This window comes from Streptomyces sp. R44, assembly GCF_041053105.1.
In the GTDB taxonomy this organism is placed as follows: domain Bacteria; phylum Actinomycetota; class Actinomycetes; order Streptomycetales; family Streptomycetaceae; genus Streptomyces.
The window spans coordinates 3,836,133-3,849,485 of record NZ_CP163444.1 but is presented as its reverse complement, the minus strand read 5'-3'; the positions used below and the strand labels follow the sequence as shown (position 1 = coordinate 3,849,485).

The 13,353-nt window shown below is 61.5% G+C and carries 4 protein-coding genes and 5 rRNA genes; all 9 read left to right on the top strand.

Annotated features, from left to right (window positions below; genetic code table 11):
- Positions 1–224: 224 nt before the first annotated feature.
- Positions 225–3,343 (top strand): 23S ribosomal RNA (locus AB5J54_RS17710).
- Between the two features lie 82 nt (positions 3,344–3,425).
- Positions 3,426–3,542, top strand: a 5S ribosomal RNA gene (rrf, locus tag AB5J54_RS17705).
- 576 nt (positions 3,543–4,118) lie between these two features.
- A 16S ribosomal RNA gene (locus AB5J54_RS17700) occupies positions 4,119–5,644 on the top strand.
- A 284-nt stretch (positions 5,645–5,928) separates the two neighbouring features.
- Positions 5,929–9,047: ribosomal RNA gene (locus AB5J54_RS17695) — 23S ribosomal RNA — on the top strand.
- Positions 9,048–9,119: 72 nt separating this feature from the next.
- A 5S ribosomal RNA gene (gene rrf / locus AB5J54_RS17690) occupies positions 9,120–9,236 on the top strand.
- The 16S, 23S and 5S rRNA genes sit together here, the layout of an rRNA operon.
- Before the next feature lie 67 nt (positions 9,237–9,303).
- On the top strand, positions 9,304–9,951 hold the full coding sequence (locus tag AB5J54_RS17685) for an HAD family hydrolase (protein ID WP_369144874.1): 648 nt from the start codon (positions 9,304–9,306) through the stop codon (positions 9,949–9,951).
- Between the two features lie 43 nt (positions 9,952–9,994).
- Positions 9,995–11,194 carry an MFS transporter gene (locus tag AB5J54_RS17680; RefSeq protein ID WP_369144873.1) on the top strand — a complete coding sequence of 400 codons (1,200 nt, stop codon included), beginning with the start codon at positions 9,995–9,997 and terminating at the stop codon, positions 11,192–11,194.
- Positions 11,163–12,338: an acetoin utilization protein AcuC gene (locus tag AB5J54_RS17675; protein ID WP_369144872.1), complete on the top strand. Its 1,176-nt coding sequence runs from the start codon at positions 11,163–11,165 to the stop codon at positions 12,336–12,338. Before AB5J54_RS17680 ends, AB5J54_RS17675 begins: the two co-directional genes overlap by 32 nt.
- Before the next feature lie 94 nt (positions 12,339–12,432).
- On the top strand, positions 12,433–13,248 hold the full coding sequence (locus AB5J54_RS17670) for a phosphatase (protein WP_369144871.1): 816 nt from the start codon (positions 12,433–12,435) through the stop codon (positions 13,246–13,248).
- Positions 13,249–13,353: the final 105 nt, after the last annotated feature.

Below are 13,353 nucleotides of genomic sequence, written 5' to 3'. Positions count from 1 at the left end.
TGATTAGTTGGCACAGTCAGTGACGAGAAACCGCTAGTACTGCTTCGGCGTGGAACACGGGATTCGAGGAACGGACTGTGCTTGGCACGTTGTTGGGTGTCTGAGGGTACGGCCGTAAGGTCATGCCTTCGAGGATGCCGGCCCCAGTGAACCTGGTTCTTTGGATCAGGGTGATGGGTGGCTGGTCGTTGTTTGAGAACTACACAGTGGACGCGAGCATCTGTGGCCAAGTTTTTAAGGGCGCACGGTGGATGCCTTGGCACCAGGAACCGATGAAGGACGTGGGAGGCCACGATAGTCCCCGGGGAGCCGTCAACCAGGCTTTGATCCGGGGGTTTCCGAATGGGGAAACCCGGCAGTCGTCATGGGCTGTCACCCATGCCTGAACACATAGGGCATGTGGAGGGAACGAGGGGAAGTGAAACATCTCAGTACCCTCAGGAAGAGAAAACAACCGTGATTCCGGGAGTAGTGGCGAGCGAAACCGGATGAGGCCAAACCGTATGCGTGTGATACCCGGCAGGGGTTGCGCATGCGGGGTTGTGGGATCTCTCTTTCACAGTCTGCCGGCTGTGAGACGAGTCAGAAACCGTATGGATAGGCGAAGGACATGCGAAAGGTCCGGCGTAGAGGGTAAGACCCCCGTAGCTGAAATCTGTACGGCTCGTTTGAGAGACACCCAAGTAGCACGGGGCCCGAGAAATCCCGTGTGAATCTGGCGGGACCACCCGCTAAGCCTAAATATTCCCTGGTGACCGATAGCGGATAGTACCGTGAGGGAATGGTGAAAAGTACCGCGGGAGCGGAGTGAAATAGTACCTGAAACCGTGTGCCTACAAGCCGTGGGAGCGTCGGATACAGCTTGCTGTATCTCGTGACTGCGTGCCTTTTGAAGAATGAGCCTGCGAGTTTGCGGTGTGTTGCGAGGTTAACCCGTGTGGGGAAGCCGTAGCGAAAGCGAGTCCGAATAGGGCGATTCAGTAGCACGCTCAAGACCCGAAGCGGAGTGATCTAGCCATGGGCAGGTTGAAGCGGAGGTAAGACTTCGTGGAGGACCGAACCCACCAGGGTTGAAAACCTGGGGGATGACCTGTGGTTAGGGGTGAAAGGCCAATCAAACTCCGTGATAGCTGGTTCTCCCCGAAATGCATTTAGGTGCAGCGTCGTGTGTTTCTTGCCGGAGGTAGAGCACTGGATAGGCGATGGGCCCTACCGGGTTACTGACCTTAGCCAAACTCCGAATGCCGGTAAGTGAGAGCGCGGCAGTGAGACTGTGGGGGATAAGCTCCATGGTCGAGAGGGAAACAGCCCAGAGCATCGACTAAGGCCCCTAAGCGTACGCTAAGTGGGAAAGGATGTGGAGTCGCAGAGACAACCAGGAGGTTGGCTTAGAAGCAGCCACCCTTGAAAGAGTGCGTAATAGCTCACTGGTCAAGTGATTCCGCGCCGACAATGTAGCGGGGCTCAAGCGTACCGCCGAAGTCGTGTCATTGCAGCATGAGGGCCAACGCCCGCTGTGATGGGTAGGGGAGCGTCGTGTGCCGGGTGAAGCAGCCGCGGAAGCGAGTTGTGGACGGTTCACGAGTGAGAATGCAGGCATGAGTAGCGATACACACGTGAGAAACGTGTGCGCCGATTGACTAAGGGTTCCTGGGTCAAGCTGATCTGCCCAGGGTAAGTCGGGACCTAAGGCGAGGCCGACAGGCGTAGTCGATGGACAACCGGTTGATATTCCGGTACCCGCTTTGAAACGCCCAATATCGAGCCCATTAATGCTAAGGCCGTGAAGCCGTTCCGGACCCTTCGGGGAAAGGAAAGTGGTGGAGCCGTCGACCCAAGGTGGTAGTAGGTAAGCGATGGGGTGACGCAGGAAGGTAGTCCAGCCCGGGCGGTGGTTGTCCCGGGGTAAGGGTGTAGGGCGTGTGATAGGCAAATCCGTCACACATTAAGCCTGAGACCTGATGCCGAGCCGATTGTGGTGAAGTGGATGATCCTATGCTGTCGAGAAAAGCCTCTAGCGAGTTTCATGGCGGCCCGTACCCTAAACCGACTCAGGTGGTCAGGTAGAGAATACCGAGGCGTTCGGGTGAACTATGGTTAAGGAACTCGGCAAAATGCCCCCGTAACTTCGGGAGAAGGGGGGCCACGCCTGGTGATCGGATTTACTCCGTGAGCTGGGGGTGGCCGCAGAGACCAGCGAGAAGCGACTGTTTACTAAAAACACAGGTCCGTGCGAAGCCGTAAGGCGATGTATACGGACTGACGCCTGCCCGGTGCTGGAACGTTAAGGGGACCGGTTAGCTCTGTTTCGACAGGGCGAAGCTGAGAACTTAAGCGCCAGTAAACGGCGGTGGTAACTATAACCATCCTAAGGTAGCGAAATTCCTTGTCGGGTAAGTTCCGACCTGCACGAATGGCGTAACGACTTCTCGACTGTCTCAACCATAGGCCCGGTGAAATTGCACTACGAGTAAAGATGCTCGTTTCGCGCAGCAGGACGGAAAGACCCCGGGACCTTTACTACAGTTTGATATTGGTGTTCGGTTCGGCTTGTGTAGGATAGGTGGGAGACTTTGAAGCCGTGACGCCAGTCATGGTGGAGTCGCCGTTGAAATACCACTCTGGTCGTGCTGGATGTCTAACCTCGGTCCGTGATCCGGATCAGGGACAGTGTCTGATGGGTAGTTTAACTGGGGCGGTTGCCTCCCAAAGGGTAACGGAGGCGCCCAAAGGTTCCCTCAGCCTGGTTGGCAATCAGGTGTTGAGTGTAAGTGCACAAGGGAGCTTGACTGTGAGACCGACGGGTCGAGCAGGGACGAAAGTCGGGACTAGTGATCCGGCGGTGGCTTGTGGAAGCGCCGTCGCTCAACGGATAAAAGGTACCCCGGGGATAACAGGCTGATCTTCCCCAAGAGTCCATATCGACGGGATGGTTTGGCACCTCGATGTCGGCTCGTCGCATCCTGGGGCTGGAGTCGGTCCCAAGGGTTGGGCTGTTCGCCCATTAAAGCGGTACGCGAGCTGGGTTTAGAACGTCGTGAGACAGTTCGGTCCCTATCCGCTGTGCGCGTAGGAATATTGAGAAGGGCTGTCCCTAGTACGAGAGGACCGGGACGGACGAACCTCTGGTGTGCCAGTTGTCCTGCCAAGGGCATGGCTGGTTGGCTACGTTCGGGAGGGATAACCGCTGAAAGCATCTAAGCGGGAAGCCTGCTTCGAGATGAGTATTCCCACCTCCTTGAGAGGGTAAGGCTCCCAGTAGACGACTGGGTTGATAGGCCGGATGTGGAAGCCCAGTAATGGGTGGAGCTGACCGGTACTAATAGGCCGAGGGCTTGTCCTCAGTTGCTCGCGTCCACTGTGTTAGTTCTGAAGCAACGAACACGCCCCCTGCGGGGTGCGGCGGTTCGTGAACTTCATAGAGTTTCGGTGGTCATAGCGTTAGGGAAACGCCCGGTTACATTCCGAACCCGGAAGCTAAGCCTTTCAGCGCCGATGGTACTGCAGGGGGGACCCTGTGGGAGAGTAGGACGCCGCCGAACAATCATTGTGGGAAAGCCCCGCACCTCATGGTGCGGGGCTTTTCTGCGTTCCGGGACCATTCACGCCGGCGAGCCCAGCTCGGGCCGGCACCAGGGCCCGCCGGCCGCCCGCCGGAGTGGGAATCGGGACCCGAAACATCTGGTAGAGTCGTAGACGCAGGAAGGGACCGGAGCGCAAGCGAAGGAACCGGAAAGCACCGAGGAAATCAGGACCGCGAGGATCTGATAGAGTCGGACAAGCCGGAAGGGCCCGGAGCGAAAGCAAAAGGGACCGGAAAGCACCGAGGAAATCGGGTCGAAAAGATCTGATAGACTTCGGAACGAAGGGAAAAGCCCGGAGGAAAGCCCGAGAGGGTGAGTACAAAGGAAGCGTCCGTTCCTTGAGAACTCAACAGCGTGCCAAAAATCAACGCCAGATTAGTTGATACCCCGTCCATCTTCGGATGGTCGAGGTTCCTTTGAAAAAGTCCACCCCTCGGGGTGGCACACTACAGCGAGGACGCTGTGGACGGTCGGCCATATTCCGGCATGACTGTCCCGCTCAACGCGAGTGTCTGACCCGATTACGGGTAAACATTCACGGAGAGTTTGATCCTGGCTCAGGACGAACGCTGGCGGCGTGCTTAACACATGCAAGTCGAACGATGAAGCCCTTCGGGGTGGATTAGTGGCGAACGGGTGAGTAACACGTGGGCAATCTGCCCTTCACTCTGGGACAAGCCCTGGAAACGGGGTCTAATACCGGATACGACTGCGGGAGGCATCTCCTGCGGTGGAAAGCTCCGGCGGTGAAGGATGAGCCCGCGGCCTATCAGCTTGTTGGTGGGGTAATGGCCTACCAAGGCGACGACGGGTAGCCGGCCTGAGAGGGCGACCGGCCACACTGGGACTGAGACACGGCCCAGACTCCTACGGGAGGCAGCAGTGGGGAATATTGCACAATGGGCGAAAGCCTGATGCAGCGACGCCGCGTGAGGGATGACGGCCTTCGGGTTGTAAACCTCTTTCAGCAGGGAAGAAGCGAAAGTGACGGTACCTGCAGAAGAAGCGCCGGCTAACTACGTGCCAGCAGCCGCGGTAATACGTAGGGCGCAAGCGTTGTCCGGAATTATTGGGCGTAAAGAGCTCGTAGGCGGCTTGTCACGTCGGGTGTGAAAGCCCGGGGCTTAACCCCGGGTCTGCATCCGATACGGGCAGGCTAGAGTGTGGTAGGGGAGATCGGAATTCCTGGTGTAGCGGTGAAATGCGCAGATATCAGGAGGAACACCGGTGGCGAAGGCGGATCTCTGGGCCATTACTGACGCTGAGGAGCGAAAGCGTGGGGAGCGAACAGGATTAGATACCCTGGTAGTCCACGCCGTAAACGTTGGGAACTAGGTGTTGGCGACATTCCACGTCGTCGGTGCCGCAGCTAACGCATTAAGTTCCCCGCCTGGGGAGTACGGCCGCAAGGCTAAAACTCAAAGGAATTGACGGGGGCCCGCACAAGCAGCGGAGCATGTGGCTTAATTCGACGCAACGCGAAGAACCTTACCAAGGCTTGACATATACCGGAAAGCATTAGAGATAGTGCCCCCCTTGTGGTCGGTATACAGGTGGTGCATGGCTGTCGTCAGCTCGTGTCGTGAGATGTTGGGTTAAGTCCCGCAACGAGCGCAACCCTTGTCCTGTGTTGCCAGCATGCCCTTCGGGGTGATGGGGACTCACAGGAGACCGCCGGGGTCAACTCGGAGGAAGGTGGGGACGACGTCAAGTCATCATGCCCCTTATGTCTTGGGCTGCACACGTGCTACAATGGCCGGTACAAAGAGCTGCGATGCCGTGAGGCGGAGCGAATCTCAAAAAGCCGGTCTCAGTTCGGATTGGGGTCTGCAACTCGACCCCATGAAGTCGGAGTTGCTAGTAATCGCAGATCAGCATTGCTGCGGTGAATACGTTCCCGGGCCTTGTACACACCGCCCGTCACGTCACGAAAGTCGGTAACACCCGAAGCCGGTGGCCCAACCCCTTGTGGGAGGGAGCTGTCGAAGGTGGGACTGGCGATTGGGACGAAGTCGTAACAAGGTAGCCGTACCGGAAGGTGCGGCTGGATCACCTCCTTTCTAAGGAGCACAGTACCGATTGCAGGCAAACGTTCTGCACGGTCAGCTCATGGGTGGAACGTTGATTAGTTGGCACACTCGGATGTCTCCTTCACAAGTACTGCTTCGGCGTGGAACGTGACGAGAGTTCTGAAGAGTGTGCTTGGCACGTTGTTGGGTGTCTGAGGGTACGGCCGTAAGGTCATGCCTTCGAGGATGCCGGCCCCGGTAAAGCACCGCTTAGGTGGTGTGTGACGGGTGGCTGGTCGTTGTTTGAGAACTACACAGTGGACGCGAGCATCTGTGGCCAAGTTTTTAAGGGCGCACGGTGGATGCCTTGGCACCAGGAACCGATGAAGGACGTGGGAGGCCACGATAGTCCCCGGGGAGCCGTCAACCAGGCTTTGATCCGGGGGTTTCCGAATGGGGAAACCCGGCAGTCGTCATGGGCTGTCACCCATGCCTGAACACATAGGGCATGTGGAGGGAACGAGGGGAAGTGAAACATCTCAGTACCCTCAGGAAGAGAAAACAACCGTGATTCCGGGAGTAGTGGCGAGCGAAACCGGATGAGGCCAAACCGTATGCGTGTGATACCCGGCAGGGGTTGCGCATGCGGGGTTGTGGGATCTCTCTTTCACAGTCTGCCGGCTGTGAGACGAGTCAGAAACCGTATGGATAGGCGAAGGACATGCGAAAGGTCCGGCGTAGAGGGTAAGACCCCCGTAGCTGAAATCTGTACGGCTCGTTTGAGAGACACCCAAGTAGCACGGGGCCCGAGAAATCCCGTGTGAATCTGGCGGGACCACCCGCTAAGCCTAAATATTCCCTGGTGACCGATAGCGGATAGTACCGTGAGGGAATGGTGAAAAGTACCGCGGGAGCGGAGTGAAATAGTACCTGAAACCGTGTGCCTACAAGCCGTGGGAGCGTCGGATACAGCTTGCTGTATCTCGTGACTGCGTGCCTTTTGAAGAATGAGCCTGCGAGTTTGCGGTGTGTTGCGAGGTTAACCCGTGTGGGGAAGCCGTAGCGAAAGCGAGTCCGAATAGGGCGATTCAGTAGCACGCTCAAGACCCGAAGCGGAGTGATCTAGCCATGGGCAGGTTGAAGCGGAGGTAAGACTTCGTGGAGGACCGAACCCACCAGGGTTGAAAACCTGGGGGATGACCTGTGGTTAGGGGTGAAAGGCCAATCAAACTCCGTGATAGCTGGTTCTCCCCGAAATGCATTTAGGTGCAGCGTCGTGTGTTTCTTGCCGGAGGTAGAGCACTGGATAGGCGATGGGCCCTACCGGGTTACTGACCTTAGCCAAACTCCGAATGCCGGTAAGTGAGAGCGCGGCAGTGAGACTGTGGGGGATAAGCTCCATGGTCGAGAGGGAAACAGCCCAGAGCATCGACTAAGGCCCCTAAGCGTACGCTAAGTGGGAAAGGATGTGGAGTCGCAGAGACAACCAGGAGGTTGGCTTAGAAGCAGCCACCCTTGAAAGAGTGCGTAATAGCTCACTGGTCAAGTGATTCCGCGCCGACAATGTAGCGGGGCTCAAGCGTACCGCCGAAGTCGTGTCATTGCAGCATGAGGGCCAACGCCCGCTGTGATGGGTAGGGGAGCGTCGTGTGCCGGGTGAAGCAGCCGCGGAAGCGAGTTGTGGACGGTTCACGAGTGAGAATGCAGGCATGAGTAGCGATACACACGTGAGAAACGTGTGCGCCGATTGACTAAGGGTTCCTGGGTCAAGCTGATCTGCCCAGGGTAAGTCGGGACCTAAGGCGAGGCCGACAGGCGTAGTCGATGGACAACCGGTTGATATTCCGGTACCCGCTTTGAAACGCCCAATATCGAGCCCATTAATGCTAAGGCCGTGAAGCCGTTCCGGACCCTTCGGGGAAAGGAAAGTGGTGGAGCCGTCGACCCAAGGTGGTAGTAGGTAAGCGATGGGGTGACGCAGGAAGGTAGTCCAGCCCGGGCGGTGGTTGTCCCGGGGTAAGGGTGTAGGGCGTGTGATAGGCAAATCCGTCACACATTAAGCCTGAGACCTGATGCCGAGCCGATTGTGGTGAAGTGGATGATCCTATGCTGTCGAGAAAAGCCTCTAGCGAGTTTCATGGCGGCCCGTACCCTAAACCGACTCAGGTGGTCAGGTAGAGAATACCGAGGCGTTCGGGTGAACTATGGTTAAGGAACTCGGCAAAATGCCCCCGTAACTTCGGGAGAAGGGGGGCCACGCCTGGTGATCGGATTTACTCCGTGAGCTGGGGGTGGCCGCAGAGACCAGCGAGAAGCGACTGTTTACTAAAAACACAGGTCCGTGCGAAGCCGTAAGGCGATGTATACGGACTGACGCCTGCCCGGTGCTGGAACGTTAAGGGGACCGGTTAGCTCTGTTTCGACAGGGCGAAGCTGAGAACTTAAGCGCCAGTAAACGGCGGTGGTAACTATAACCATCCTAAGGTAGCGAAATTCCTTGTCGGGTAAGTTCCGACCTGCACGAATGGCGTAACGACTTCTCGACTGTCTCAACCATAGGCCCGGTGAAATTGCACTACGAGTAAAGATGCTCGTTTCGCGCAGCAGGACGGAAAGACCCCGGGACCTTTACTACAGTTTGATATTGGTGTTCGGTTCGGCTTGTGTAGGATAGGTGGGAGACTTTGAAGCCGTGACGCCAGTCATGGTGGAGTCGCCGTTGAAATACCACTCTGGTCGTGCTGGATGTCTAACCTCGGTCCGTGATCCGGATCAGGGACAGTGTCTGATGGGTAGTTTAACTGGGGCGGTTGCCTCCCAAAGGGTAACGGAGGCGCCCAAAGGTTCCCTCAGCCTGGTTGGCAATCAGGTGTTGAGTGTAAGTGCACAAGGGAGCTTGACTGTGAGACCGACGGGTCGAGCAGGGACGAAAGTCGGGACTAGTGATCCGGCGGTGGCTTGTGGAAGCGCCGTCGCTCAACGGATAAAAGGTACCCCGGGGATAACAGGCTGATCTTCCCCAAGAGTCCATATCGACGGGATGGTTTGGCACCTCGATGTCGGCTCGTCGCATCCTGGGGCTGGAGTCGGTCCCAAGGGTTGGGCTGTTCGCCCATTAAAGCGGTACGCGAGCTGGGTTTAGAACGTCGTGAGACAGTTCGGTCCCTATCCGCTGTGCGCGTAGGAATATTGAGAAGGGCTGTCCCTAGTACGAGAGGACCGGGACGGACGAACCTCTGGTGTGCCAGTTGTCCTGCCAAGGGCATGGCTGGTTGGCTACGTTCGGGAGGGATAACCGCTGAAAGCATCTAAGCGGGAAGCCTGCTTCGAGATGAGTATTCCCACCTCCTTGAGAGGGTAAGGCTCCCAGTAGACGACTGGGTTGATAGGCCGGATGTGGAAGCCCAGTAATGGGTGGAGCTGACCGGTACTAATAGGCCGAGGGCTTGTCCTCAGTTGCTCGCGTCCACTGTGTTAGTTCTGAAGCAATGAACTCCCTTGCCGGTTGAGTTCAACTTCATAGAGTTTCGGTGGTCATAGCGTTAGGGAAACGCCCGGTTACATTCCGAACCCGGAAGCTAAGCCTTTCAGCGCCGATGGTACTGCAGGGGGGACCCTGTGGGAGAGTAGGACGCCGCCGAACAATTATTAGCCTCAACCCCTGGACATCGTCCGGGGGTTGAGGCTTTTTTGCGTTCTACGCTGTGTCCATGCGATACGACCTGGTCATCTTCGACAACGACGGTGTGCTCGTGGACAGCGAGCCGATCTCCAACACCCTGTTGGCCGGCTATCTGACGGAGCTCGGGCATCCCACCACGTACGAGGAGTCGGTGCGGGACTACATGGGGTCCGCCATGCACCGCATCCATGAGCTGGTCGAGGAGCGGAGTGGGCGGAGGCTGCCCGAGGACTTCGATGACGTCTTCCACGCGCGCGTGTTCGCCGCGTTCCAGGCGGAGTTGGAGCCCGTGGCCGGGGCCGGGGACGTGCTCAAGGGGCTGGCCGCGGCCGGCGTTCCGTACTGTGTGGCCTCCTCGGGGAGCCATGAGCGGATCCGGGTCGGGCACCGGAAGACCGGGCTCGATGTGCATTTCAGGGACGGGGTCGTCTTCAGCGCCGAGGACGTCGGCCGGGGGAAGCCGTGGCCCGACCTGTTTCTGCACGCCGCCGAGCGGATGGGGGTCGCCCCGGAGCGGTGCGTGGTCGTCGAGGACAGCGGGCCCGGGGTCCAGGCCGCCCTGGCGGCCGGGATGGACGTGTACGGGTTCACGGCGATGACGCCGGAGCCCAAGCTCAGGGGGGCCAAGGGGTTCTTCAGGGAGATGGACGAGCTTCTCGCGATTTTGGGGTCGTGATCCATCTACCCAGCGGTAGGTTCCGGCCGTACGCTGTGCCGCCATGACGGATGCGCGGTTGAGGCGTGGGCGGGGATCCCTGGCGGTCAGTTTCTTCGTGCAGGGGGTCACCTTCGCCCTGCTCGTGACGCGAATACCGGCGATCCAGGACCAGTACGGGATCTCGGACGGGCTGCTGCCGGCCTTCCTGGCTGCTGTGCCGATCCTGGCGGGTGTCGCGAGTGTGGTGACCGAGAAGGTCGTCGCCCGGGTCGGTCCCGCGGTGGTCCTGCGGTGGGCGCAGCCCTTCGTTCTGCTTGCCCTTCTCGCCGTGGGGCTGGGGTCCGAGCTCTGGCACGCCGCGATCGCCCTCGGGCTCTTCGGTCTTGCCGTGGGTGCCCTGGACGCCTCGATGAACATGCTCGGGGTGAGCCTCCAGCGGGCGTACGGGCGGAGCATCATGCTCGGTTTCCACGCCTCGTACAGCCTGGGCGGGATCGCGGGGGCCTCGCTGGCCTGGGTGGGGGCGCACTGGCATCTGTCGCTGTTCGTGTCGTACCTGCCGGTGGTGGCCGTGCTGCTGCCCGTCGCGTTCGTCGGCAGCCGCTGGTACGTGGCCGGCGGGGGCGAGCCGGTGGCGGAGGCCGAGGGCGCCAAGGGGAGCGGTGTCGTCTTCAAGCTGCTGCTGCCGCTCTGTCTGGTGATGACCTTCGCGTACATCGGGGACTCGACCGTCTCCAACTGGAGTGCCAAGTACCTCCAGGACGTGCTGCACAGCTCGGAGGAGCTGGCGACCGTGCCGTACAACGCGTACATGGTGACGACGCTGCTCGGGCGGGCCGTCGGGGACTTCGGGGTGCGGCGGTTCGGGGCCGTCGTGGTCGTCCGGGCGGGGGCGGTGCTCGCGGGTCTCGGGTTCGCGGTGGTCGCGGTGGCTCCGGGGGCGTGGGCGGGGATCGCCGGGTTCACGGTGCTCGGGTTCGGGCTGAGCGTGATCGTGCCGCAGACGTTCGCCGCGGCGGGGCGGTTGTTCCCGGGAGACAGTGACGCGGCCGTGGCGCGGCTCAATGTCTTCAACTACGTCGGGTTTCTCGTCGGGTCGCCGCTGGTGGGGGCGTTGGGGGACGCGTGGAGTTATCGGGGGGCCATGGTGGTGCCGATGGCGCTGGTCCTGGTGACGGTGGTGTATGCCACGTCGTTCGGTTCGCGGGAGGCCCGATACGGTGGCGGGCATGAGCGGCCGCGCACTGTTGATGTGGGATGAAGCTGTCACGCAGTACGACTTCGGGTCCGAGCATCCGATGGATCCGGTACGGCTCGCGCTGACGATGTCGCTGGTGCGGGCCTATGGGCTCGACCGGGCGGTGGACGTGGTGGCGGCGAAGCCGGCCGGGGACTCGACGCTGCGGCTCGTGCACCGCGAGGACTATGTGGCGGCGGTGCGGGCGGCGTCGGCGGATCCGCGCCGTGCCGACCAGGCGTACGGGCTCGGCACGGTCGACGATCCGGCGTTCGCCGGGATGCACGAGGTGTCGGCGCTGATCGCCGGGCAGTCGGTGGGGGCGGCGGAGGCGATCTGGCGGGGGGAGGCCTCGCACGCGGTGAACTTCGCGGGCGGGCTGCACCACGCGATGCCGGGGTCGGCTTCCGGGTTCTGTATCTACAACGACGCCTCGCTGGCGATCGCGCGGCTGCTGGAGCTGGGCGCGGAGCGGGTCGCGTACGTGGATGTGGACGTGCACCACGGGGACGGGGTGCAGGCGGCGTTCTGGGAGGACCCGCGGGTTCTGACGGTCTCGCTGCACGAGCATCCGCGGACGCTGTTCCCGCAGACGGGGTGGCCCGAGGAGACGGGTGCGGCGGGGGCCGGTGAGGGCGGGGCCGTGAACGTGGCGCTGCCGGCGGGGACGGGGGACGCGGGGTGGCTGCGGGCCTTCCACGCGGTCGTACCGGAGCTGCTCGCGGACTTCCGGCCGCAGGTGCTCGTGACGCAGCACGGGGCGGACACGCACTTCGAGGATCCGCTGGCGCACCTGGCGGTGTCGCTGGACGCGCAGCGGGCGGTGCAGGAGGCCTGTCACGAGCTCGCGCACGCGTACGCGGAGGGGCGGTGGCTGGCGCTCGGGGGTGGGGGGTACGCGGTGGTGGACGTCGTACCGCGGTCGTGGACGCATCTGGTGGGGATCGCGGCGCACGCTCCGGTGGATCCGGAGTCGGTGATCCCGGCCTCGTGGCGGGACGAGGTGTACGCGCGGACCCGGCAGCTGGGGCCGGCGCGGATGACGGACGGGCGGTGGCCGGTGGGCTTCCGGGACTGGGCCGAGGGGTACGACCCGGCGGACCGGCTCGACCAGGCCGTGCTCGCGACGCGGAAGGCGGCTTTTCCGCTGCGGGGGCTGCTGGCCTAGGCGGTCTAGAACGTTCTCCTGGGCGTTACGCCGACGGTGGGGTGTCGGGGAGGTTTGGATCCCCGGCCGGCGGTGTTCGGGCAGCATCGGACGGGTGCTGAGTACCGGGGCGCTGCGGGCGCATCTGTTGGACGCGGGGTTGGCGGGCAGGGTGGCGACCTCGCGGGAGGAGAACCTGCGGAGCTATCGGCTCTTCGCCGCGCGTGATCCGCGGGTGCTGCTGGGGCTCGACCCGGCCTGGGGGTGGGACGAGGCCGGGCTGCTGCGGCTGATGGCCGACAAGTGCGGGGTGTCGGGGGATCCGGCGCACCGGTCGGGGCCGGACGTCATCGATCCGGAGCGTACGGTGCGCGGGCTCGACGCCTTCGCGGCGCGGCTGGGCGCGGCGGCGGCGCGGCGGGTTCCGGTGCTTCTGGGGACGGGGCATCCGCACCGTCTGCTCGGTTTCTACGTCGCTCTCGCAGACGCCTTGTCGGCGGCGGGATGTCTTGTCCTCACACCGGCGCAGGGGCGATGTGTCGACATAACGACCCGGTTCGGCGTACGCACGTACCTCCTCGACTACGTACGGGGGGTCGCCCTGGTACGGGAACCCGGACCGACCGGGGACGGGCGCGCGCCGGGGGCGCACTCCCATTCGCCGCTGCCGGTTAGGGCCGCGCTGGAGAGCGCCGCGGAGTGTGGCGGGCCGTTGCCGGAGCTCGTGGTGGGGGACCACGGATGGGTCTGCGGGGCAGGTCAGCTGGGTATCGAGGCCATCGGTCTCGCCGATACGGATGATCCGGCGCTGTTCGTCGGTGAGGCGGAGGGGCAGGTGTCGGTGGCCGTTCCGCTTGATGACGGCGTGCGCTCCGACTCGTACCTCCCGCTGACGCGCTATGTACTCAATCGAGCGTGTCTGTCACGGTAAACGGCCGATGGCAGCTCCTCTTCCCCACTCGTACCACCCGCCCCTAGTCTGGAGCGTGAGCGCTCGGCGACGAAGAGTCACCGGAGGGGAAGCCGGTGGGCGTCG